Source organism: Serratia ficaria (assembly GCF_900187015.1).
Lineage (GTDB): Bacteria > Pseudomonadota > Gammaproteobacteria > Enterobacterales > Enterobacteriaceae > Serratia > Serratia ficaria.
This window is the reverse complement of record NZ_LT906479.1, coordinates 3,033,320-3,056,932: the sequence shown is the minus strand read 5'-3', so window position 1 is coordinate 3,056,932 and position 23,613 is coordinate 3,033,320. Positions and strand designations below refer to the sequence as shown.

The following is a 23,613-nucleotide window of genomic DNA, read 5'->3' as shown; positions in this document are numbered from 1 at the left end:
ATGAGCAAGTTTTTAGACCGTTTCCGCTACTTCAAGCAGCTGGCGGAGCCTTTTTCTGGCGAACACGGCCAGACGCTGAACACCAACCGCGACTGGGAAGACGGCTACCGCAGCCGCTGGCAGCACGACAAGGTGGTGCGATCCACCCATGGCGTGAACTGCACCGGCTCCTGCAGCTGGAAGATTTACGTGAAAAATGGCCTGGTGACCTGGGAAACCCAGCAGACCGACTATCCGCGCACCCGCCCCGATCTGCCGAACCACGAGCCGCGCGGCTGCCCGCGCGGCGCCAGCTATTCCTGGTATCTCTACAGCGCCAACCGGCTGAAATACCCGCTGATGCGCAAGCGCCTGCTCAAGCTGTGGCGCGAAGCCAAGGCGCAGCACGGCGATCCGGTCGACGCCTGGGGCGCTATCGTCAGCGATCCTGAAAAAGCCAAAAGCTACAAGGTCGCGCGCGGCCGCGGCGGCTTTGTGCGCTCCAGCTGGCAGGAGGTCAACGAACTGATCGCCGCCGCCAACGTTTACACCGCCAAAACCTTCGGCCCCGACCGCATCATCGGCTTCTCGCCGATCCCGGCGATGTCGATGGTGTCCTACGCCGCCGGCGCGCGCTATCTGTCGCTGATCGGCGGCGCCTGCCTGAGCTTTTACGACTGGTACTGCGACCTGCCGCCGGCTTCGCCGATGACCTGGGGCGAGCAGACCGACGTGCCGGAGTCCGCCGACTGGTACAACTCCTCCTACATTATCGCCTGGGGCTCCAACGTGCCGCAGACGCGCACCCCGGACGCCCACTTCTTCACCGAGGTGCGTTACAAGGGCACCAAAACCGTGGCGGTGACGCCGGACTACGCCGAGGTCGCCAAGCTGTGCGACCACTGGCTGAACCCGAAACAGGGCACCGACAGCGCGATGGCGCTGGCGATGGGCCATGTGATGCTGAAAGAGTTCCACCTCGATCGCGAGGTGAATTACTTCCGCGATTACGTGCGCCGCTATACCGACATGCCGATGCTGGTGTTGCTGGAGCCGCGTGAAGAGGGGCACTACGCCGCCGGCCGCCTGCTGCGCGCCGCCGATCTGGTGGACGGCCTGGGCCAGGAAAACAATCCCGAGTGGAAAACCGTCGCCATCGACCAGCGCAGCGGCGAGCTGGTGGCGCCGCAGGGCTCCATCGGTTTCCGCTGGGGCGAAAAGGGCAAGTGGAACCTCGAGCAGCGCGAAGGCAAGGAGCAGCAGGACGTCGAGCTGCAGCTGAGCCTGCTGGGCAGCCATGACGAGGTGGCCGAGGTGGGCTTCCCTTATTTCGGCGGCATCAAGAGCGGCGGCGCCGACGGCGAGCATTTCAACAGCGTCGCGCTGGAAGAGATCCTGCAGCACAAGCTGCCGGTAAAACGCCTGCGCCTGGCGGACGGCCGCGAGGCGCTGGTGACCAGCGTCTATGACCTGACGCTGGCCAACTACGGCCTGGAACGCGGCCTGAACGACGCCAACTGCGCCGCGAGCTACGACGACGTCAAGGCCTACACGCCGGCCTGGGCCGAACAGATCACCGGCGTATCGCGCCACAATATCATCCGCATTGCCCGTGAGTTCGCGCAAAACGCCGAAAAGACCCGCGGCCGTTCGATGATCATCGTCGGCGCCGGCGTCAACCACTGGTACCACATGGACATGACCTACCGCGGGCTGATCAACATGCTGATCTTTTGCGGCTGCGTCGGCCAGAGCGGCGGCGGCTGGGCGCACTACGTCGGCCAGGAAAAACTGCGGCCGCAGACCGGCTGGCTGCCGCTGGCGTTCGGCCTCGACTGGCAACGCCCGCCGCGCCATATGAACAGCACGTCGTTTTTCTACAACCACTCCAGCCAGTGGCGTTACGAAACCGTCGGCACCGATGAACTGCTGTCGCCGCTGGCGGATAAATCGCGCTTCAGCGGCAGCCTGATCGACCTTAACGTGCGCGCCGAGCGCATGGGCTGGCTGCCGTCGGCGCCGCAGCTGGGCACCAACCCGCTGCAGCTGGCGGCGCAGGCCAAGGCCGCCGGCCAGACGCCGGTGGAGTTCACCGTCGACGCCCTGAAGTCGGGCGCGCTGGGCTTCGCCGCCGAACAGCCGGACAACCCGCAAAACTTCCCGCGCAACCTGTTCGTCTGGCGCTCCAACCTGCTGGGCTCCTCCGGCAAGGGCCATGAGTACATGCTCAAGTATCTGCTGGGCACCGAGCACGGCATTCAGGGCAAGGATCTCGGCCAGCAGGGCGGCGTGATGCCGGAAGAGGTGGAGTGGCGCGCGCAGGGCGGCGAAGGCAAGCTGGATCTGGTGGTGACGCTCGATTTCCGCATGTCCAGCACCTGCCTGTACTCCGACATCGTGCTGCCGACCGCCACCTGGTACGAAAAAGACGACATGAATACGTCGGACATGCATCCGTTCATTCACCCGCTGTCGGCGGCGGTCGATCCGGCCTGGGATTCGAAGAGCGACTGGGAGATCTACAAGGGCATCGCCAAGGCGTTCTCCGCAGTGTGCGTCGGCCATTTGGGCCAGGAAACCGACGTGGTGACCCTGCCTATCCAGCACGACTCCGCCGCCGAGCTGGCGCAGCCTTACGGCGTGCAGGACTGGAAAAAGGGCGAATGCGGCCTGATCCCCGGCAAGACCGCCCCGCACATCATCGCGGTGGAGCGCGATTACCCGGCCACCTACGAACGCTTCACCTCGTTGGGGCCGCTGCTGGACAAGCTCGGCAACGGCGGCAAGGGCATCAGCTGGAACACCCAGACCGAGGTCGACTTCCTGAAGCAGCTGAACTACGTGAAAGCCGACGGCCCGGCGGCGGGGCGGCCGAAAATCGACAGCGCCATCGATGCGGCGGAAGTGATCCTGTCGCTGGCGCCGGAAACCAACGGCCAGGTGGCGGTGAAAGCCTGGGAGGCGCTGAGCAACATCACCGGGCGCGATCATCGTCATTTGGCGCTGAACAAGGAAGACGAAAAAATTCGCTTTCGCGATATCCAGGCCCAGCCGCGCAAAATCATCTCCAGCCCGACCTGGTCCGGCCTGGAAGACGAACACGTGTCCTACAACGCCTGTTACACCAACGTGCATGAGCTGATCCCCTGGCGCACCCTCAGCGGCCGCCAGCAGCTGTATCAGGATCACGAATGGATGCGCGCCTTCGGCGAAAGCCTGCTGGTGTACCGGCCGCCGATCGACACCCGCGCCGCGCAGCCGCTGCTGAACAGCAAGCCGAACGGCAACAGGGAGAAAGCGCTGAACTTCCTGACGCCGCATCAGAAGTGGGGCATCCACTCCACCTACAGCGACAACCTGCTGATGCTGACCCTGTCGCGCGGCGGGCCGATCGTCTGGCTGAGCGAGGATGACGCCAAAGATCTGGGCATCGCGGACAACGACTGGATCGAAGCCTTCAACGCCAACGGCGCGCTGACGGCGCGGGCGGTGGTCAGCCAGCGCATCCCGCCCGGCATGACCATGATGTACCACGCCCAGGAACGCATCGTGAATATTCCGGGCTCGGAAATCACCAGCCAGCGCGGCGGCATCCATAACTCGGTGACCCGCGCCGGCCCGAAACCGACCCACATGATCGGCGGTTACGCGCAGCTGGCTTACGGCTTCAACTATTACGGCACCGTCGGCTCCAACCGCGACGAGTTCGTGGTGGTGCGCAAGATGAACAATATCGATTGGTTAGACGGCGAAGGCAACGACTACGCGCAGGGCAGCCAGCAGGAGAAAACCCAATGAAAATTCGTTCTCAAGTCGGCATGGTGCTGAACCTGGACAAGTGCATCGGTTGCCATACCTGTTCGGTAACCTGCAAGAACGTCTGGACCAGCCGCGAAGGCATGGAATACGCCTGGTTCAACAACGTGGAAAGCAAGCCCGGCGTCGGTTATCCGCACGCCTGGGAAGATCAGGAAAAGTGGCGGGGCGGCTGGATCCGTAAAATCAACGGCAAGCTGGAACCGCGCATGGGCAGCCGCGTCGGCCTGCTGGCGAAAATCTTCGCCAACCCGGACGTGCCGGCGCTGGATGACTACTACGAACCGTTCGACTACGACTACCAGCATCTGCACACCGCCAGGCAGGGCAAACACCAGCCGGTGGCGCGCCCGCGTTCGCTGATCACCGGCCGGCGCATGAAGAAGATTGAAAACGGTCCGAACTGGGAGGAGATCCTCGGCGGCGAATTCGAAAAGCGTTCGCAGGACAAAAACTTCGACAACATGCAGAAGGCGATGTACGGCCAGTTCGAAAACACCTTCATGATGTATCTGCCGCGTTTATGCGAACACTGCCTGAACCCGGCCTGCGTCGCCACCTGCCCGAGCGGGGCTATCTACAAGCGCGGCGAAGACGGCATCGTGCTGATCGACCAGGATAAATGCCGCGGTTGGCGCATGTGCCTGACCGGCTGCCCCTACAAGAAAATTTACTTCAACTGGAAGAGCGGCAAGTCCGAGAAGTGCATCTTCTGCTACCCGCGCATCGAGGCCGGCCAGCCGACGGTGTGTTCGGAAACCTGCGTCGGCCGCATCCGCTACCTCGGCGTGTTGCTGTACGACGCCGATCGCATCGAGCAGGCGGCGGCGGTGGAAAACGATAAGGATCTGTATCAGAGCCAGTTGGATATTTTCCTCGATCCGCACGATCCGGCGGTGATTGCCCAGGCGCTGGCCGACGGCGTGCCGCAGGGCGTGATCGACGCCGCCCAGCAGTCGCCGGTGTACAAAATGGCGATGGACTGGAAGCTGGCGCTGCCGCTGCACCCGGAATACCGCACCTTGCCGATGGTGTGGTACGTGCCGCCGCTGTCGCCGATTCAGTCGGCCGCCGACGCCGGCGAGCTGGCGCACAGCGGCGTGCTGCCGGACGTAGAAAGCCTGCGCATTCCGGTGCAGTACCTGGCCAACCTGCTGACCGCCGGCGACACCGCGCCGGTGCTGCTGGCGCTCAAGCGCATGCTGGCGATGCGCCACTACAAACGCGCCGAGACCGTCGACGGCGTGGTGGACACCAGCGCGCTGGAGCAGGTCGGGCTGAGCGAGGCGCAGGCGCAGGAAATGTACCGCTACCTGGCGATCGCCAACTATGAAGACCGCTTCGTGGTGCCGTCCAGCCACCGCGAACTGGCGCGCGAAGCCTTCCCGGAAAGCAAAGGCTGCGGCTTCAGCTTCGGCGACGGCTGCCACGGCAGCGACGGCAAGTTCAACCTGTTCAACAGCCGCCGCATCGACGCCATCGACGTGACGCAAAAAACCGTACGCCCGGAGGATGCCTCATGATCAGCCTGAAAGTGATCGCCCGCCTGCTCGATTACCCGGAGCAGGCGCTGTTTGACCATCAGCAGGCGCTGATCGAAGCGCTGGAGCCGGCCAGTGAGCTGGATCTGCACCACAGCGCGCAGCTGATCCTGTTTATCCGCCGGCTGTGCGCCCGGCCGTTACTGGACGTGCAGGCCGACTATTGCGAGCTGTTCGACCGCGGCCGCGCCACCTCGCTGCTGCTGTTCGAGCACGTGCACGGCGAATCGCGCGATCGCGGCCAGGCGATGGTCGACCTGATGGCGCAGTATCGCGCCGCCGGGCTGGAGATCGACAGCCGCGAACTGCCGGATTTCCTGCCGCTGTATCTGGAATATCTGGCCAGCCGCAGCGGCGAACAGGCGCGCGAAGGGCTGCAGGACATCGCGCCGATCCTGGCGCTGCTCGGCGCCCGCCTGCTGCAGCGGGAAAGCCCTTATGCGGTGTTGTTTGAGCTGCTGCTGGCGCTGTCGGGCAGCGAAGTGCAGGCGCAGGCGCTGGAGACGCAGGTGGCGAAAGAGGCGCGCGACGACACGCCGCAGGCGCTGGACGCCGTGTGGGAAGAGGAACAGATCAGGTTCCTTGGCGAACAACCGGGCTGCGGTTCCGATCGGCAAACCGCACATCAGCGGCGCTTCGCCGGCGCGGTGGCGCCGCAATATCTGGATCTGGCTGCAACGGCACCCAAAGGAAGATAATCATGCAATTTTTGAATCAGTTTTTCTTCGACATCTACCCCTATCTGGCGGGGGCGATTTTCCTGATCGGCAGCTGGCTGCGCTATGACTACGGCCAGTACAGCTGGCGCGCCGGCTCCAGCCAGATGCTGGACAAAAAGGGCATGCGCCTGGCCTCCAACCTGTTCCACATCGGCATTCTGGGCATCTTCGCCGGGCACTTCCTCGGCATGCTGACGCCGCACTGGATGTATGAGTCCTTCCTGCCGATCGAGGTGAAGCAGAAGCTGGCGATGATCGCCGGCGGCGCCTGCGGAGTGATGACGCTGATCGGCGGCGCGCTGCTGCTGAAACGCCGCCTGACCAACCCGCGGGTGCGCGCCACCAGCAGCTTTGCCGACATCATGATCCTGACGCTGCTGGTGGTGCAGGTGTGCCTCGGTCTGCTGACCATTCCGTTCTCCGCCCAGCATATGGACGGCAGCGAAATGATGAAGCTGGTGGCCTGGGCGCAGGCGGTGGTGACCTTCCACGCCGGCGCTTCGCAACATCTGGCGGGCGTGGCGCCGATCTTCAAGCTGCATATGGTGCTGGGCATGACGCTGTTCGTACTGTTCCCGTTCTGCCGCCTGGTGCATATCTGGAGCGTGCCGGTAGAGTACCTGACCCGGCGTTATCAGCTGGTGCGCAATCGCCGCTGAACCTGACCACGCCGCCGCCGGGCCGACAGCGGCGGCTGATTCTGCGGCCGTTGCCGGATCTGCGAAGCGTTGCGCAGTTCGCTAATAAAACGAGCCGATCGGGCAGGTGTTCGAACTGCCGAAGATCGGCGCCTTGCCGCTGGTCACGCTGGTGGTGTCCTTCTACTTTCCCAACCGCGTGGCCAGATAACGCCCGGCGCTAATGCGACTTCATCCCCGCCGCGGTCATCAGCAGGCGGAACAGCGAGGCGACGGCGAACAGCCCCAGCACGCTGGCGCTCCAGATGATCGCCAGCCAGCCGACGCGTTTCCACCAGGGGGCCGGCGCCGGGGTATTTTCACGTTGCATGCTTTTCTCCCTCATCAGTGATAGCCATCGTCATGGCTGACCTTGCCGCGGAACACGTAGTAGCTCCAGAAGGTATACACCAAAATAATCGGGATGATGAACAACGCGCCGACCAGCATAAAGCCGAGGCTTTGCGGCGGGGCGGCGGCGTCCCACAGGCTGATGGACGGCGGGATCAGCAGCGGCCAGATGCTGATGCCCAGCCCGCTCAGGCCGAGGAATACCAGCAGCAGGGTCAGCATAAACGGCGAATAGTGCGCGCCGCGCCTCACGCCGCGTCGAATGCCCCAGGCGCTGAGCAGCACCAGCGCCGGCACCGGCAACAGCCAGAACAGATTCGGCAGCTGGAACCAGCGGGCGGCGATTTCCGGGTGGGCGCTCGGCGTCCAGACGCTGACCGCCGCCAGCACCAGCAACAGGGTTATCAGCAGCGGCGTCGCCAGGCGATACATGCGCGCCTGCAGCTCGCCGGCGGTTTTCATCACCAGCCAGGTGCAGCCGAGCAGGGCGTAGGTCACCACCAGCCCCAGCCCGCAGAACAGCGCGAACGGCGTCAGCCAATCCAGCGCGCCGCCGGCGTAGCTGCGGCCGTTGACCGGAAAGCCGTTGATGATGGCGCCGACCACTACCCCCTGGCTAAAGGTGGCGAAGATGGACCCCCAGATAAACGCCTTATCCCAGATATGGCGTTTTTCCGCCGTGGCCTTGAAGCGGAACTCGAAGGCCACGCCGCGGAAAATCAGCCCGAACAGCATCAGGGTGAGCGGAATGGCCAACGCGTCGAGGATCACCGCATAGGCCAGCGGGAAGGCGCCGAACAGCGCCGCGCCGCCCAGCACCAGCCAGGTTTCGTTGCCGTCCCATATCGGGGCGACGGTGTTCATCATTACGTCGCGGTCACCGCTGTCCCTCACCCACGGGAACAGGATGCCGATGCCCAAATCAAAGCCGTCCATTACCACGTACATCATGGTGCTGAAGACGATGATCACCAACCAAATCAGCGGAAGATCGATGCCCATGTTCAGCTCCTGTCGTCCAAGGTGTCTTTAACTGCGGAGAGCGGGCGCGCCGGCCGGCCTTCGGTGTCGTCTGCGTGCGGCTCATGCCGCTGCGGCCCTTTGCGGATCAGGCGCATCATGTAGGAATAGCCCACGCCGAACACCGAACAGTAGACGACGATAAACGCCAGCAGGCTGATGCTCATATGCAGGTCGCCGTGCGCGGATACCGCGTCCCCGGTGCGCAGCAGGCCGTACACCACCCAGGGTTGGCGGCCGATCTCGGTGGTGAACCAGCCCGCCAGCAGCGCCAGCAGCCCGGAAGGGCCCATCCACAGGATGAAATGCAGGAACGGCCGGGAATGATACAGCCCGCCGCGCCAGCGCAGCCACAGGCTCCATACCCCGGCCAGGATCATCAGCATGCCCAGCGCCACCATGATGCGGAACGACCAGAACACCAGGGTGGAGTTTGGGCGATCTTCCGGCGGGAAGGATTTCAGCGCCGGCACCTGTTCGGTCAGGCTGTGGGTCAGGATCAGGCTGCCGAGGTAGGGCACCTCCAGCTTGAAGCGGGTTTCTTCCCGCTGCATGTCCGGCCAGCCGAACAGGATCAGCGGCGTCGCCTCGCCCGGCGGGTTTTCCCAGTGGCCTTCGATGGCGGCGATCTTCGCCGGCTGGTATTTCAGGGTGTTGAGCCCGTGGGCGTCGCCGATCATCGCCTGCACCGGCGCCACGCTCAGCGCCATCCACATCGCCATCGACAGCATCTTGCGCATCGCCGGGGTATCGCGGCCGCGCAGCAGGTGCCAGGCGGCGGAGGCGCCGACGAAGAACGCCGAAGACAGGAAGGCGGCGATGGACATGTGCAGCAGGCGATACGGGAAGGACGGGTTGAAGATCACCCTCAGCCAGTCGACCGGCACCACCTGGCCGTTGATGATCTCATGCCCCTGCGGGGTCTGCATCCAGCTGTTGGAGGCCAGGATCCAGAAGGTGGAAATCAGCGTGCCCAGCGCCACCATGCAGGTAGCGAAAAAGTGCAGGCCCGGGCCGACGCGGTTCCAGCCGAACAGCATCACGCCGAGGAAGCCGGCCTCGAGGAAGAAGGCGGTCAGCACCTCATAGGTCAGCAGCGGCCCGGTAATGCTGCCGGCGAACTCCGAGAAGAAGCTCCAGTTGGTGCCGAACTGGTAGGCCATCACCAGCCCCGAAACCACCCCCATGCCGAAGTTGACGGCGAAAATCTTCGACCAGAAATGATACAGATCGCGGTAGGCGGCATTGCGCGTTTTCAGCCATAACCCTTCCAGCACCGCCAGGTAGCTGGCGAGCCCGATGGTGATGGCGGGAAAGATGATATGAAAAGATACGGTGAAGGCGAACTGTATTCGGGCAAGTTCCAGTGCATCAAGACCCAGCATGGCGCCCCCTTGGGTTGAACATAAATTAACCTCTTGAGTGTGGCTGTCATTTTTGTGTGGAAAGCTTGGCGTCAAGTTAAGCACGGAGTACAGTGACTATAATAGTGACAGTTATTTCACTTTTTCATATAACAGTTAGGGCCTATGACCAGATACGAGCAGCTTGCGCAGCAGATCAGAGAACAGATCCAGAATCGGGTATGGCGGGCGGGCGACAAGCTGCCTTCGCTGCGCGAGAGCGGAAAACGCGCCGGGTTGAGCCTGATGACGGTGGTGCAGTCTTATCAGTTGCTGGAAAGCCAGGGCTGGATCGTCGCCCGGCCGCAGTCGGGCTACTACGTGGCGGCGCGTCCGCAGCCGCTGCCGCAGCCGGCGCGCGGCGAGAAGCTGCTGCTGAGCGAACAGGTCGATATCAACGCCTTTATCTTCGACGTGCTGCAGGCCTGCCAGGATCCGGACATCGTGCCCTTCGGCTCGGCGTTTCCCGACGCCACGCTGTTTGCCCAGCCCAAGCTGGCGCGGGCGTTGAGCAGCGTGGCGCGCAAGTTTACTCCGCACAGTTCGCTGGCCAACCTGCCGCCGGGCAATGACGCGCTGCGGCGGCACATCGCGCAACGTTATGCGTTGAGCGGCATGCAGGTGGCGCCGGATGAGATAGTCATCACCGCCGGGGCGATGGAATCGCTGAGCCTCAGCCTGCAGGCGGTGACCCAGCCCGGCGACTATGTGGCGATCGAGTCGCCGGCGTTTTACGGCGCGCTGCAGGCGCTGGAGCGGCTGCGGCTGAAGGCGGTGGCGATCGCCACCCATCCGCAGGACGGCATCGATCTCGATGCGTTGCAGCAGGCGGTGGAGCAGTATCCGATCAAGGCCTGCTGGCTGATGACCCACTTTCAGAATCCGCAGGGCGCCAGCATGCCCGATGAGCATAAACGGCAATTGGTGACGCTGCTGCGCGAGCGGCAGATTTCGCTGATTGAAGACGACGTGTACGGCGAGCTGTATTTCAGCGCCGAGCGGCCGCTGCCGGCCAAGGCGCTGGACAGCGGCGGCCAGATCCTGCACTGCTCGTCGTTCTCCAAGTGCCTGGCGCCGGGGTTCCGCGTCGGCTGGGTGGCGGCGGGGCGCTACGCCCAGCAGATCCAGCGGCTGCAGCTGATGAGCACCGTCTCCACCAGCGTACCGACCCAGATGGCGCTGGCCGACTACCTGCTGCACGGCGGCTACGACACCCATCTGCGGCGGCTGCGGCGGTTGCTGGCCCAGCGCCAGAGCGCGATGCGTCAGGCGATCGCCCATCACTTTCCGCCGACGGTCAAGGTCAGCCAGCCCGACGGCGGCTATTTTCTGTGGCTGGAGCTGGATGCGGCGCTGTCGTCGATGGAACTGTATCGGCGCGCGCTGGCGCAGGGCGTCAGCATCGCGCCGGGGCGGATGTTTACCACCGGCGACCATTTCAACCACTGCTTCCGCCTGAACGCGTCTTTCGAATGGAACGACAGGATGGAGGCGGCGATCAAAACCTTAGCCAAACTTATCCGGCAGCTCGAACCGGCAGGCTGAACGGCTTCGCCGCGCCGGCCGCGCAATAGAAAAACTCATAATGCTTTTTCCGGCAATGGAATGCCGGTTTCGTTGTTAGACAGCCCTGTGGCCGCCCATTACTCTGCGATAAATTTTGTCACATTTTATCAACGGGTCGATGAGGGGCAGTGGGTGAGCGGAATAAAAAATAACATAAACAAACTGTTGCACAATCGGTTAGCGCCGCTGGCGCTGGCCTGCGCATTGGGCATATCCTTCAGCGCGCAGGGGGAAACGCTGGCGGAAGGCATCACGCCGGCCACCGACGCCGGCCTGGTGCCGACGGCCGCCAAGCTGCGCAAGGACACTGTGGTCGCCGGCATTCTCGAACCGCAGGGCATTTTCAACCCTTATCTGTTCACCAACGGCTGGGATGAGAACGTCACCGAGGTGATCTTCAGCCGGCTGATCGGCCTGGACAGCGCGGGCAAGCCGGAAGGGCGGCTGGCGGAGTCCTGGCAGGTCAGCCCCGATAATTTGACCTATGTCATCAAGCTGCGGCCCAACCTGGTCTACAGCGACGGCTCGCCGCTCAAGGCCGAGGATATCGCCTTTACCCTCACGCTGTTGCATGACCCGGCCTACGACGGCGAAACCGACATTGCCCCGGCGCATATTCAGGGCGGCGAGGCCTATAAAAACGGCACCGCGGACAGCATCAGCGGGTTGAAGGTGATCGACGATCGCACCCTTCAGATAACCACGACCCAGGCGGGCGCCACCACGCTGCAATTGATCGGCGGGCCGGTGCTGTCCAAAGCCTATTACGGCAAAGACTACCGGCGCGGCAAACTCGACGGCGTGCGCGCGCTGAGCGGCAAACCGCTGGGCAACGGCCCGTATATTTACGACAAATACGTACCGGGTCAGGAGATCCGTTTCCACGCCAACCCGAACTTCTACCTCGGCGCGCCGCCGATGGCGCGGTTTATCTATCGCGTCACCAACCCGGCCACCAACTTCCAGCTGTTCCAGACCGGTGAAACCGACTACGACGCCTTCACCGCAAAACCGGACGATATCGAGCAGTTGAAGCTGCTCGGTTTCGCCAACATCAACCTCTACAGCTCCAGTGATTACAGCCGCATCGATTTCAACCTGAGGCGCCCGGCGCTGCAGGACAAGCGGGTGCGTCAGGCGCTGATCTACGGCCTGGATCGGCAGAAGCTGATCGCCGTGGTCTACCAGGGCTACGGCACGGTGGCCAACCAGCCGATCTCCCCCATTTCCTGGGCCTATGATCCGGCCGGCATCAATCCTTACGCTTACGATCTCGATAAGGCCAAACGGCTGCTGGACGAGGCGGGCTGGAAAGCGGGCGCCGACGGCATTCGGCAGAAAGACGGCAAGCGGCTGGAGCTGACGCTGCTGGTGACCAAAAAGCTGCTCAACGACGCGCTGGTGCCGATCGCCAAGGACAACTACCGCCGGCTCGGCGTGGTTCTGAAGCCGCAGGTGCTGGATTTCAACGCGCTGCTGGCGCAGCGCAAGACCGGCAACTATGACCTGGCGTCGCTGAGCACCAGCACCCTGAACGATCCGCACGACGGGGTGCGCGACTTCATCAGCAGCGAAAGCGAAACCGGCTATAGCAATCCGCAGGTGGATACGCTGATCGGTCAGGCCAACGCCACGCTGGACATCGAACGGCGCAAGCCGCTGTACCACCGGCTGTACCAGACGCTGGCGGAGGATCCGCCGGTGATCCTGCTGGGCAACCGCAAGGTGCTCAGCGCCAGCAGCGCGCGCGTCAGCGGCTTCAAGCCGGACATCTACAACGGTCTGGTCGGCAGCCTGCCGAACGTCAAACTGGCCCGGTAACGGCAATACGCCGCCGCGCCGGGCCGGGCGGCGGTGATGGGATACCGCATGAGAAACTTTATTCTGCGTCGGCTGCTGCAAACCATTCCGATGCTGCTGCTGGCCTCGTTGCTGATTTTCTGCATCTTCGCGCTGACCCCCGGCGATTTTATCGACGGCAACATCAACCTGACGGCGCAGCGCGCGGCGGAGTTGCGGGCGCTGTACGGGCTGGACCAGCCGCTGCTGACCCGCTATCTGCACTGGCTCGGCCAACTGCTGCACGGCGACCTCGGTTTTTCGCTGCAGTATCAGATCCCGGTCAGTACGCTGCTGAACCAGTATATCTGGAACTCGTTCCTGTTGGCGGCGGTGGCGCTGGTGCTGTATTGGGGCATTGCGCTGGCGATCGGGGTCGCCTCGGCGATGAAGCCGTATTCGCCGTTCGACCACCTGGTCACGGTGGGGGTGTTCGCCGCCATGTCGTTCCCGACCTTTTTCCTTTGCCTGCTGCTGATCAAGTGGTTCGCCGTCGATCTGCATTGGCTGCCGGCGGGCGGCATGCTGCGCACCGGCAGCGAAGCGACCGGGTTGGCCTGGGCGCTGGAGGTGGCGGCGCATCTGCTGCTGCCGGTGCTGGCCCTGGTGATGCTGCAGGCCGGCACCCTGACGCGCTATTTCCGCGCCAGCATGCTGGAGGTGATCCGCATGGACTATATCCGCACCGCGCGCGCCAAGGGGCTGAGGGAAAAAACGGTGATCTTGCGCCACGCGTTGCGCAATGCGCTGCTGCCGCTCATCACCCTGCTGGGGTTCGAGCTGCCGGCGCTGTTTTCCGGCGCGCTGATCACCGAAAAAATCTTCAACTGGCCAGGCGCCGGGCACATTCACATCGATTCGCTGGCGGCGCGCGATTACCCGGTGCTGATGGGCTTTACGCTGTTTCTGGCGGTGCTGACCCTGCTCGGCAACCTGCTGGCGGACATCCTGTACGCCTATGCCGATCCGCGCATTCGTTTGAGGTAATACCATGTTGGCTACGCTGTTTCTCGGTCGCCGTCGCCGCTGGCGGCAGGCGCAACTTCCGGCGCTGGCGCAGCTGTCGCCGCCGCCGACCGCGCAGGCCTGGCGGCGGCTGCGGCGGCATCGGCCGGCGATGATCTCGCTGACGCTGCTGCTGTTGCTGGCGCTGCTGTGCGTCTTCGGGCCGATGCTGTCGCCGTGGCGGGATGACGCCGGCGACGCCCTGAACATCAATCAGGCGCCGACGGCCGCACACTGGCTCGGCACCGATTTTCTCGGGCGCGATATCGGCACCCGTTTGCTGCTGGCGGGGCGCATTTCGCTGACCATCGGCCTGGTGTCGATGCTGCTGTCGGTCACGCTCGGCTACCTGCTCGGCGCGCTGTCAGGCTATCTGGGCGGCGTGGCGGACAAGCTGATTATGCGCTTCGCCGATCTGGTGATGACCATCCCCAGCCTGCCGTTGCTGATCGTCATGGGCGCGATGTTGAACGAGCTGGACGTTTCGTCGGACTACCGCATCTATATGGTGATGATGATGCTGAGCCTGCTGGGTTGGCCGTCGCTGGCGCGGCTGGTGCGCGGGCAAATCCTGTCGCTGCGCGAACGCGACTTCATGCTGGCTACCGAGGTGCTGGGATTGTCCGCCCGTCGGCGCATTTTCGGCCATCTGCTGCCCAACACCGTACCGATCCTGGTGGTGGTGGCCACCATGGGGGTGGCCAATGCGATCCTGAGCGAGTCGGCGCTCAGCTATCTCGGGTTGGGGGTGGTGCCGCCGATGCCCTCCTGGGGCAACATGATGGACGCCGCCAACAGCCTGATCGACTTTCAGCGCCGCCCCTGGCTGTGGATGCCGCCCGGGCTGGCGATCTTCATCACCGTAGTGGCGATCAACATTCTCGGCGACGGCCTGCGGGACGCGCTGGATCCGAAAATGAACGGGGTAAGACCATGAGCCAGCCTTTGGTGGCCTTCAGGCAGCTGTCGGTGTCCTTCCACGGCGAACAAGGGCGGGCCAGGGCGGTGCAGCAGCTCAGCCTGGAATTGCATGCCGGGCAAACGCTGGGGATCGTCGGCGAGTCGGGCTGCGGCAAAAGCGTCACCGCCATGGCGCTGATGGGGTTGTTGCCGCCGCCGGGGGCGCGGATTGACGGCGGGGAGATCCGCTTTGATGGGCAGAACTTGCTGCAGTTACGCCCTGCGCAGATGGCCGACCTGCGCGGCAATCGATTGGCGATGATCTTTCAGGAACCGATGAGCGCGCTCAACCCGGTGCTGACGCTCGGCGAGCAGCTGATGGAGCCGCTGATCCGCCACCGCGGCTTGTCGCCCAAAGCCGCCTGGCGGCAGGCGATCGGGTTGATTGCGGAGGTGGGGTTGGCGCGCGCGGAAGCGTTGATGAAGTGCTATCCGCATCAGCTGTCCGGCGGCATGCTGCAGCGCATCATGATCGCCATGGCCATCGGCTGCCGCCCGGCGCTGTTGATCGCCGATGAGCCGACCACCGCGCTCGACGTCACGGTGCAGGCGCAGATCCTGGCGCTGCTGCATGAGCAGACGCGCCGGCACAATATGGCGATGATGCTGATTACCCACGATCTGGGGGTGATCGCCCAGATGGCCGACCGGCTGGCGGTGATGTACGCCGGGCGCATCGTCGAGCAGGGGCCGACGCGCGAAGTGCTGGCCGATCCGCAGCATCCTTATACCCAGGGGCTGATGGCTTCGCGTCCGGTGCCCGGGCAGCGCCGTCGCCGGCTGTATTCCATTCCCGGCCAGGTGCCTGACCTGACCCGTCTGCCGGACCACTGCGCCTTCGCCGAGCGCTGCGCGCAGGCCACCGTCCGCTGCCGCGACGGCGTGCCGCCGCTGTATGGCCCGCTGCAGCGCCAGTCGGCCTGTTTTCTCAACGCCGGAGGGCGCATAAATGTCGGTTGAACCTTTGGTTGAAGTGAAAGGACTGAAAAAATATTTTCCCTTGCGCGAGGGCCTGTTCGGGCAAACCACCGGCCAGCTGCGCGCGGTGGACGACGTCAGCTTTAGCATTCGCAAAGGCAGCATTTTCGGGCTGGTGGGCGAGTCCGGCAGCGGCAAAACCACCGTCGGCCGCACGCTGTTGGGGCTGCACGACAAGACCGCCGGCGAGGTGCTGTTCCGGGGGCAGGCGCTGGACCGCCTGAGCGCCGGCCGGATGCGCGCCCTGCGGCCGAAAATGCAGCTGGTGTTTCAGGACCCCTACAGCTCGCTGAATCCGCGCCTGCGGGTCGGCGATGCGATTGGCGAAGCCCTGTTGCAGCACGGATTGGCGCGCAAAAGCGAGGTGCGCGATCGGGTGATCGATACCCTGGAGATCTGCGGATTGTCGGCGCAACATTACGGGCGCTTCCCGCACGAGTTTTCCGGTGGACAGCGCCAGCGTATCGGCATCGCCCGCGCGCTGATCCTGCGGCCGGAATTTATCGTCGCCGACGAGCCTATTTCGGCGCTCGACGTGTCGATACAGGCGCAGATCATCAACCTGTTCTCCGATCTGCAGGAACGGCAGGGAGTGACGCTGCTGTTTATCTCGCACGATCTCGGGGTGGTGGAGCATCTGTGCCAGGACGTGGCGGTGATGTATCTCGGGCAGATTGTCGAAAGCGCCGATCGCGACACGCTGTTTCGCCAGCCGCGCCATCCCTATACCCGGGCGCTGCTGGCGGCGGTGCCGACGCTGGATCCGCAGCGCCGCGCGCCACAGGCGGCGCGCGGCGAACCGCCCAATCCCGCCAATCCGCCGTCCGGCTGCCGTTTCCATCCCCGTTGTCCGCAGGCGACGGCGCAATGCCGCGAGCAGGCGCCGCGGCTGCGCAGCGTGGCGCCCGGCCATCGGGTGGCCTGCCATTACGCCGGTCAGGACAGGTAGTGCCTCAGCGCGCGCCCGGCCTGATGCAGGGCGGAGTGCACCGCCGGCACCTGGGCTAGCGGGTTGAGCAAGCCGTAGTCGTGGATCAACCCGTTGTAGCGGGTAGCGGTGACCTCGACCCCGGCGGCGTTCAGCAGCCGGGCGTAGGCTTCGCCTTCGTCGCGCAGCACGTCCAGCTCGGCGGTCTGCACCAGCGCCGGCGGCAGACCTTGCAGCTGCTCCAATGAGGCGTTGAGCGGCGAGGCGGTGATCTCTTTGCGCTGCGCCTTGTCGGTGGTGTAGTTGTCCCAGAACCATTTCATCATGTTGCGGGTGAGGAAGTGTCCTTCGGCGAACTGGCGGTAAGACGCGGTATCGAAGCTGGCGTGGGTCACCGGCCACAGCAGGATCTGGCAGCGCAGCGCCGGGGTGCCTTTCTCCTTCGCCATCAGGCTGACCACCGTCGCCATGTTGCCGCCGACGCTGTTGCCGACCACCGCCAGCCGCGCGCCGTCGACGTTGATTTTCTCACCGTATTCGGCCACCCATTCGGTGGCGGCGTAGGCCTGGTTGATGGCGGTCGGGTAATGCGCCTCCGGCGACGGGGTGTAGTTGACGAACACCGCGGCGGCGCCTGAGGCGTGCACCAGATCGCGCACCAGCCGTTCATGGGTGGGGAAATCCCCCAGCACCCAGCCGCCGCCGTGGAAGAACATAAACACCGGCAGTTTCTCTTTTACCCGGGCCGGCCGCACCAGGTGCAGCAGGATGTCCTGTCCATCGACGTGAATGGTTTTCTCGCTGATCTCCACCTCGCGCAGCGGCACTTCGACGCTGCTCTGCGCGCCTTCCAACACCTTGCGCGCCTCTTTCGGTTTCATCTGCTCCATCGGCTTGCCGCCGCCGGCGTTCAACGCGTCGAGAAAGGCGCGGATATCGCGCTGTGCGGCCGGCTGGCCGAGATCGACAGTTTTTTTGGACATGGTGTCTCCTGGTGAGCTGAAATAAGAAAAATGCGGTCAGGATCACAGTGTAGTCGCTGGTTAATCAAGATGGGCTCCGCGGTAAAAACGGCGCGCCGCCGAGCGCATCGCGCGGGGGCAACGCGCCGCGCAACGCCTGAGTTGACGCGGCCTTGCCCGATAATGGTGCGTGGCCTGCACTTTGACGGGGCAAAAGTGTGACCTTGAGCAAATCGGGCCAAATTATTTTTGCGAGCGCGATCAGAAATTTTGAAGTTTTTTGCAATTGAATAGGATTTCGCGGCCGATGATGATTTCCGGCCTTATTTTTTCAATTATTCATTACCAATGCATAAATATTGAATAAGTATGCATTATAAGCCGTTGTTTTAACGAAAAAAATCCAAAAATCCCCCGAAAATCCCGTTTTGGCACGATAGCTGCTCTACACTCTTTATCAAACGGCATGTATTTTAACTGCTCGTTAACATTTATTCCCCGTTCCGGACCCGATACGCGGCATAAATAGCGAAAAATCGATTTTATGTAACAGATTTGTTTCTGAATGGCCGGTGAATGGCAGAGTTATCACCGGTCGGAAAGTCGGTGTCGCGCTGCGGTTTTTTTGTTTTGTTGCGGAACATCCGGGCAGGAACGGCCCTTACAGTCAAAATTCAGCCTTTGCTGAAGTTATGAGGTCACTATGGAACAGCCAATCGCAGTTACCCGCCAGTCTTTCGACGACTGGATGGTCCCGGTTTATGCCCCCGCTGATTTTATTCTGGTGCGGGGAGAAGGTTCACAGGTTTGGGATCAACAGGGCAAGTCTTACATCGATTTCGCCGGCGGCATCGCGGTCAACGCGCTGGGCCATGCGCACCCGGCGGTGAAGGCGACGCTGGTGGAGCAGGCGGGCAAGCTGTGGCACCTGGGCAACGGCTACACCAACGAGCCGGTGCTGCGCTTGGCCAAACAGCTGATCGACGCCACCTTTGCCGACAAGGTGTTCTTCTGCAACTCCGGCGCAGAAGCCAACGAAGCGGCGCTGAAGCTGGCGCGCAAACATGCGCACGACCGGCATGGCGCCGGGAAAGACCAGATTGTGGCGTTCAATAACGCCTTCCACGGCCGCACGCTGTTCACCGTTTCCGCCGGCGGCCAGCCGAAGTACTCGCAGGACTTCGCTCCGCTGCCGGGCGGCATCACCCATACGCCGTATAACGATCTGGCCGCCGCCGCCGAGCTGATCAACGACCGCACCTGCGCGGTGATCGTCGAGCCTATCCAGGGCGAAGGCGGGGTGTTGCCGGCCGACGCCAGCTTCCTGCAGGGGCTGCGCGAACTGTGCGACCGCCACAATGCGCTGCTGATCTTCGATGAAGTGCAGACCGGCGTGGGCCGCACCGGCCACCTGTACGCCTACATGCAGTACGGCGTGGTGCCGGACGTGCTGACCACCGCCAAGGCGCTGGGCGGCGGCTTCCCGATCGGCGCGATGCTGACCACCGACGCGCTGGCGAAAACCCTCGGCGTCGGCACCCACGGCACCACCTACGGCGGCAACCCGCTGGCGACGGCGGTGGCGGGCACGGTGTTCTCGATCATCAACACCCCTGAAGTGCTGGAAGGCGTCAAGCAGCGTCACCAATGGTTCCTCGAGGGGCTGAACGCGATCAACCGCCAATACCCGATCTTCTCTGAGATCCGCGGCGGCGGTTTGCTGATCGGCTGCGTGCTGAACCAGGATTACGCCGGCAAGGCGAAACACATCACCCAACTGGCCAACGAAGAAGGGGTGATCGCCCTGATCGCCGGGCCGGACGTGGTGCGCTTCACCCCATCGCTGATCATTCCTGAGCAGGATGTGAAAGAGGGGCTGGCGCGATTCGCGCGCGCCGTGGCGCGGATTTGCAGCTAACAAACGGGCTGCGCCTTCAGCGGCGCAGCCTGATTCAGAAGAGGTTCGCATTATGATGATTATTCGCCCTATAGAGCGTCGCGATTTGGCTGATTTACTGCGGCTTGCCGGCAAGTCCGGCATCGGTCTCACTTCACTGCCGCAAAATGAAGATACCCTGTCGGCACGCATTGAGCGGGCGTTAAAAACCTGGCAAGGCGAACTTCCGCAAAGTGACCAGTGTTATCTGTTTGTGCTGGAAGACAGCGAGCGTCAGCAGGTGGTGGGGGTCTGTGCGATCGAAGTGGCCGTCGGGCTGGCGGAACCCTGGTACAGCTTCCGCGTCGGCACTCAGGTGCACGCGTCCAAACAGCTGAACGTGTATAAGTCGGTGCCGACGCTGTTCCTCAGCAACGATCACACCGGGCATTCCGAACTCTGCACGCTGTTCCTTGATCCGGACTATCGCCACGGCGAGAACGGCAAACTGTTGTCGAAGGTGCGTTTCCTGTTTATCGCCGCGTTCCGCGAACGCTTCGCGCGCCGGCTGATCGCCGAGATGCGCGGCTTTTCCGATGAAAACGGCCGCTCGCCGTTCTGGGAAAGCGTCGGGCGCCATTTCTTTTCCATCGAGTTCGCCAAGGCGGACTACCTGAGCGGCACCGGGCAGAAGGCGTTTATCGCCGAGCTGATGCCGAAGCACCCGCTGTACGTCGACTTCCTGGCCGAGGACGCGCAAAAAGTGATCGGCGAAGTGCATCCGCAGACGGTGCCGGCGCGCCGGGTGCTGGAGTCGGAAGGTCTGCGCTACCAGGGCTACGTCGATATCTTCGACGGCGGCCCGACGCTGGAGGCGGAAATCGACCAGATCCGCGCGGTCAGACACAGCCGCCTGGTGAAGGTGGTGCTGGACGAGACCCCGATGCGTCCCGATGCCCCGGCGCTGCTGGTGGCTAACGATCATTATCAACACTACCGCGCACTGCTGGTTAATGCCGATCTGTATGACGATCGCCTGCACGTCAACGCCGCCACCGCGGCGGCGCTGGGCGTCGAACAGGGCAGCCCGGTGCGGGTGATCCCCCTTATTGCACAGGAGAAAGCGTGATGTCGCATCCCGCACTGTTTATCAACGGCGTCTGGCGGCAGGGCCGCGGCGCTGAATTCGGCAAAACCGATCCGGTGAACAATCTGCCGCTGTGGCGCGCCAACGCCGCCGACGCCGACGACGTCGCCGCCGCCTGCGAAGCCGCCCGCGCGGCTTTTCCTGCCTGGGCGCGTACGCCGTTTGAGCAACGCGAGCAGCTGGTGAAGCGTTTCGCCGCGCTGTTGGAGGAGCACAAGCCGTCGCTGGCTGAAACCATCAGCCGCGAGACCGGCAAGCCGCGCTGGGAAACGCTGACCGAAATCCAGGCGATGATCGGCAAGGTGGGCATTTCCCTGCAGGCCTATCAGGCGCGCACCGGCGAGAGCCATACGCCGATGGCCGACGGCGCTTCGGTGCTGCGCCATCGGCCGCACGGCGTGCTGGCGGTGTTCGGCCCGTATAATTTCCCCGGCCACCTGCCGAACGGCCATATCGTGCCGGCGCTGCTGGCGGGTAACTGCGTGGTGTTCAAGCCGAGCGAACTGACGCCGCTGACCGCAGAGGCGACGCTGAAGCTGTGGCAGCGGGCCGGTTTGCCCGCTGGGGTGATCAATCTGGTGCAGGGCGGCCGGGAGACCGGCGAGGCGCTGGCCGCCAGCGCCGACATCGATGGCCTGCTGTTTACCGGCAGCGCCGGCACCGGCTATCACCTGCACCGCCAACTGGCGGGGCAGCCGGAGAAGATCCTGGCGCTGGAGATGGGCGGCAACAACGCGCTGATCGTCGACGGTTTTGAAGACCGCGATGCGGCGGTCAACCTGGCGATCCAGTCGGCGTTTATCTCCGCCGGCCAGCGCTGCACCTGCTCGCGCCGCATTCTGGTGAAGCAGGGCGCCGAGGGCGACGCCTTTATCGAACGCCTGGTGCAGGTGGCCAGCGCGCTGCGCATCGGCCGCTGGGATGCCGACCCGCAGCCGTTTATGGGCGGGGTGATCTCATCGGCGGCGGCCGAGAAAATGCTCGAGGCGCAGCAAAACCTGCTGGCCCTGGGCGGCAAGCCGCTGCTGACCATGCAGCGCCTGGAGCAGGGTAATTCTCTGCTCAGCGCCGGCATTATCGATCTGACCGGGGTGCGCGGGGTGCCGGATGAAGAGTATTTCGGTCCGTTGACCACCGTGATCCGCTACCGCGACTTCGACGAGGCCCTGCGGCTGGCCAACCAGACGCGCTACGGCCTGTCGGTCGGGCTGGTGTCGCCGCGGCGCGAACTGTTCGACCGGCTGCTGCTGGAGGCGCGCGCCGGCATCGTCAACTGGAACAAACCGTTGACCGGCGCTTCCAGCGCGGCGCCGTTCGGCGGCGTGGGCGCCTCGGGCAACCACCGCCCAAGCGCTTACTACGCGGCGGATTACTGCGCCTGGCCGATGGCGTCGCTGGAAAGCGAAAGCCTGTCGCTGCCGGCCAGCCTGTCGCCGGGCTTGTCGTTCCGTTAATCGTCGGCGGCGCCATGGCGCCGCCGCACGTCATCCCCAGGGGATCAACATGTCAGGATATGAAGTCAATTTCGACGGTTTAGTGGGCCCGACGCACCACTACGCCGGGCTGTCGTTCGGCAACGAGGCGTCGACGCAGCATCAGAACAGCGTATCGAACCCGAAACTGGCGGCCAAACAGGGGCTGCTGAAGATGAAAACGCTGGCGGATCTCGGTTTCCAGCAGGGGGTATTGCCGCCGCAGGAGCGGCCGCATTTGCCGATGCTGCGCCGGTTGGGGTTCAGCGGTTCCGACGAAGCGGTGCTGGCGCAGGCGATACGCCAGTCGCCGCGCCTGCTGTCGGCGCTCAGCTCGGCCTCCAGCATGTGGACCGCCAACGCGGCCACGGTGTCGCCTTCGGCCGACAGCGCCGACGGCAGGGTGCATTTCACCGCCGCCAACCTGAACAATAAATTCCATCGCGCGATTGAGGCGGAAACCACCTCCGCCGTGCTGCGGGCGATGTTCAACGATGAACGGCATTTTTCCCACCATGAGGCGCTGCCGCAGGTGGCGCTGTTTGGCGACGAAGGGGCGGCTAACCATAACCGCCTGGGCGGCGACTACGCCAAACGCAGCGTGCAGATGTTCGTTTATGGGCGCCAGGAGTTCGGCGGCCAAACCGCGCCGACGCGTTATCCGGCGCGCCAGACGCGCGAAGCCAGCGAGGCGGTCGCCCGTCTGCATCAGCTCGACGAACGCCATACGGTGTTTGTGCAGCAGAACCCGGCGGTGATCGATCAGGGGGTGTTCCACAATGACGTGATTGCGGTCAGCAACCAGAACCTGCTGTTCCATCATCAGCAGGCGTTTTATCAGCAGCAGCGGGCGCTGGACGAAGTGCGCGGCAAAATGGCGACGCTCGACAGCGAACTGCTGACGATCGAAGTGCCGACGGAGCGCGTGTCGGTGGCCGATGCGGTGGCGACCTATCTGTTCAACAGCCAGATTCTGACCAAGCCGAACGGCAAAATGATGATCGTGGTGCCGGAAGAGTCGCGTCAGCACGCCGGCGTATGGGGTTATCTGAGCGATATGGCGTCCGGCGGCGGGCCGATCGATGAAATCCGGGTGTTCGATCTGCGCGAGAGCATGCGCAACGGCGGCGGTCCGGCCTGTTTGCGTCTGCGCGTAGCGCTCAATGAACAGGAGCTGCGTGCGGTCAATCCGCGCGTCATGATGAACGATACGCTGTTCGCCACGCTGAATCAGTGGGTCGATCGCCATTACCGCGACCGCCTGACCCAGGACGATCTGGCCGACCCGCAGCTGCTGCGCGAGGGGCGCGAAGCGCTGGATTCGCTGACGTCGATCCTCGGTTTGGGTTCCATTTATCCGTTCCAACAATAAGC

Annotated in this window: 18 protein-coding genes; 14 read left to right on the top strand and 4 right to left on the bottom strand. The window is 63.7% G+C overall.

Features of this window, described 5'->3' with window-relative positions:
• The 4 genes from CKW09_RS14520 to narI are packed head-to-tail and all read left to right on the top strand — an operon-like array spanning position 1 to position 6,714.
• Complete coding sequence (locus CKW09_RS14520; protein WP_095097935.1) at positions 1-3,777, top strand: nitrate reductase subunit alpha; 3,777 nt, start codon at positions 1-3, stop codon at positions 3,775-3,777.
• On the top strand, positions 3,774-5,318 hold the full coding sequence (gene narH / locus CKW09_RS14515) for a nitrate reductase subunit beta (RefSeq protein WP_061794626.1): 1,545 nt from the start codon (positions 3,774-3,776) through the stop codon (positions 5,316-5,318). The genes CKW09_RS14520 and narH overlap by 4 nt, the downstream gene beginning before the upstream one ends.
• Entirely contained in the window at positions 5,315-6,034 is a 720-nt protein-coding gene (narJ, locus tag CKW09_RS14510) for a nitrate reductase molybdenum cofactor assembly chaperone (RefSeq protein ID WP_061794625.1), read from the top strand. Before narH ends, narJ begins: the two co-directional genes overlap by 4 nt.
• Before the next feature lie 2 nt (positions 6,035-6,036).
• Positions 6,037-6,714: a respiratory nitrate reductase subunit gamma gene (narI, locus tag CKW09_RS14505; RefSeq protein WP_061794624.1), complete on the top strand. Its 678-nt coding sequence runs from the start codon at positions 6,037-6,039 to the stop codon at positions 6,712-6,714.
• Positions 6,715-6,913: 199 nt separating this feature from the next.
• On the opposite strand, the gene CKW09_RS14500 is transcribed toward narI, so the two are convergent.
• The 3 genes from CKW09_RS14500 to CKW09_RS14490 are packed head-to-tail and all read right to left on the bottom strand — an operon-like array spanning position 6,914 to position 9,488.
• Complete coding sequence (locus tag CKW09_RS14500) at positions 6,914-7,063, bottom strand: DUF2474 domain-containing protein (protein WP_370671102.1); 150 nt, start codon at positions 7,061-7,063, stop codon at positions 6,914-6,916.
• A gap of 14 nt (positions 7,064-7,077) precedes the next feature.
• On the bottom strand, positions 7,078-8,085 hold the full coding sequence (gene cydB / locus CKW09_RS14495) for a cytochrome d ubiquinol oxidase subunit II (RefSeq protein ID WP_095097932.1): 1,008 nt from the start codon (positions 8,083-8,085) through the stop codon (positions 7,078-7,080).
• Positions 8,086-8,087: 2 nt separating this feature from the next.
• Positions 8,088-9,488, bottom strand: a complete 1,401-nt coding sequence (locus tag CKW09_RS14490) for a cytochrome ubiquinol oxidase subunit I (protein ID WP_095097929.1) — start codon at positions 9,486-9,488, stop codon at positions 8,088-8,090.
• Between the two features lie 144 nt (positions 9,489-9,632).
• Here CKW09_RS14490 and CKW09_RS14485 point away from each other — a divergent pair, with 144 nt between their 5' ends.
• The 6 genes from CKW09_RS14485 (at position 9,633) to CKW09_RS14460 (ending at position 16,803) form a co-directional block, all read left to right on the top strand.
• Entirely contained in the window at positions 9,633-11,051 is a 1,419-nt protein-coding gene (locus tag CKW09_RS14485; RefSeq protein WP_061794621.1) for an aminotransferase-like domain-containing protein, read from the top strand.
• 153 nt (positions 11,052-11,204) lie between these two features.
• Complete coding sequence (locus CKW09_RS14480) at positions 11,205-12,893, top strand: ABC transporter substrate-binding protein (protein ID WP_174524323.1); 1,689 nt, start codon at positions 11,205-11,207, stop codon at positions 12,891-12,893.
• Positions 12,894-12,941: 48 nt separating this feature from the next.
• On the top strand, positions 12,942-13,898 hold the full coding sequence (locus tag CKW09_RS14475) for an ABC transporter permease (RefSeq protein WP_061794620.1): 957 nt from the start codon (positions 12,942-12,944) through the stop codon (positions 13,896-13,898).
• A 4-nt stretch (positions 13,899-13,902) separates the two neighbouring features.
• The gene (gene opp4C / locus CKW09_RS14470) at positions 13,903-14,853 is read left to right on the top strand and encodes an oligopeptide ABC transporter permease (RefSeq protein WP_061794619.1); all 951 of its coding nucleotides are present in this window, start codon (positions 13,903-13,905) and stop codon (positions 14,851-14,853) included.
• Complete coding sequence (locus tag CKW09_RS14465) at positions 14,850-15,836, top strand: ABC transporter ATP-binding protein (protein ID WP_095097923.1); 987 nt, start codon at positions 14,850-14,852, stop codon at positions 15,834-15,836. The genes opp4C and CKW09_RS14465 overlap by 4 nt, the downstream gene beginning before the upstream one ends.
• A complete protein-coding gene (locus CKW09_RS14460; RefSeq protein WP_061794617.1) occupies positions 15,826-16,803 on the top strand; it encodes an ABC transporter ATP-binding protein in 978 nt (325 codons plus the stop codon). The genes CKW09_RS14465 and CKW09_RS14460 overlap by 11 nt, the downstream gene beginning before the upstream one ends.
• Here the strand turns inward: CKW09_RS14460 and CKW09_RS14455 are convergent.
• The gene (locus tag CKW09_RS14455; protein ID WP_061794616.1) at positions 16,791-17,765 is read right to left on the bottom strand and encodes an alpha/beta hydrolase; all 975 of its coding nucleotides are present in this window, start codon (positions 17,763-17,765) and stop codon (positions 16,791-16,793) included. The two genes, CKW09_RS14460 and CKW09_RS14455, sit on opposite strands and share 13 nt — an antisense overlap.
• Positions 17,766-18,447: 682 nt before the next feature.
• Between CKW09_RS14455 and CKW09_RS14450 the strand changes: the two genes are divergently transcribed.
• From CKW09_RS14450 to astB, 4 genes are read left to right on the top strand one after another with little or no spacing between them, the layout of a single operon-like run.
• On the top strand, positions 18,448-19,662 hold the full coding sequence (locus CKW09_RS14450; RefSeq protein ID WP_061794615.1) for an aspartate aminotransferase family protein: 1,215 nt from the start codon (positions 18,448-18,450) through the stop codon (positions 19,660-19,662).
• 52 nt (positions 19,663-19,714) lie between these two features.
• Entirely contained in the window at positions 19,715-20,749 is a 1,035-nt protein-coding gene (gene astA / locus CKW09_RS14445) for an arginine N-succinyltransferase (protein ID WP_061794614.1), read from the top strand.
• On the top strand, positions 20,749-22,221 hold the full coding sequence (gene astD, locus CKW09_RS14440) for a succinylglutamate-semialdehyde dehydrogenase (RefSeq protein WP_061794613.1): 1,473 nt from the start codon (positions 20,749-20,751) through the stop codon (positions 22,219-22,221). The genes astA and astD overlap by 1 nt, the downstream gene beginning before the upstream one ends.
• A 49-nt stretch (positions 22,222-22,270) precedes the next feature.
• Complete coding sequence (gene astB / locus CKW09_RS14435) at positions 22,271-23,611, top strand: N-succinylarginine dihydrolase (RefSeq protein ID WP_095097920.1); 1,341 nt, start codon at positions 22,271-22,273, stop codon at positions 23,609-23,611.
• Positions 23,612-23,613: the final 2 nt, after the last annotated feature.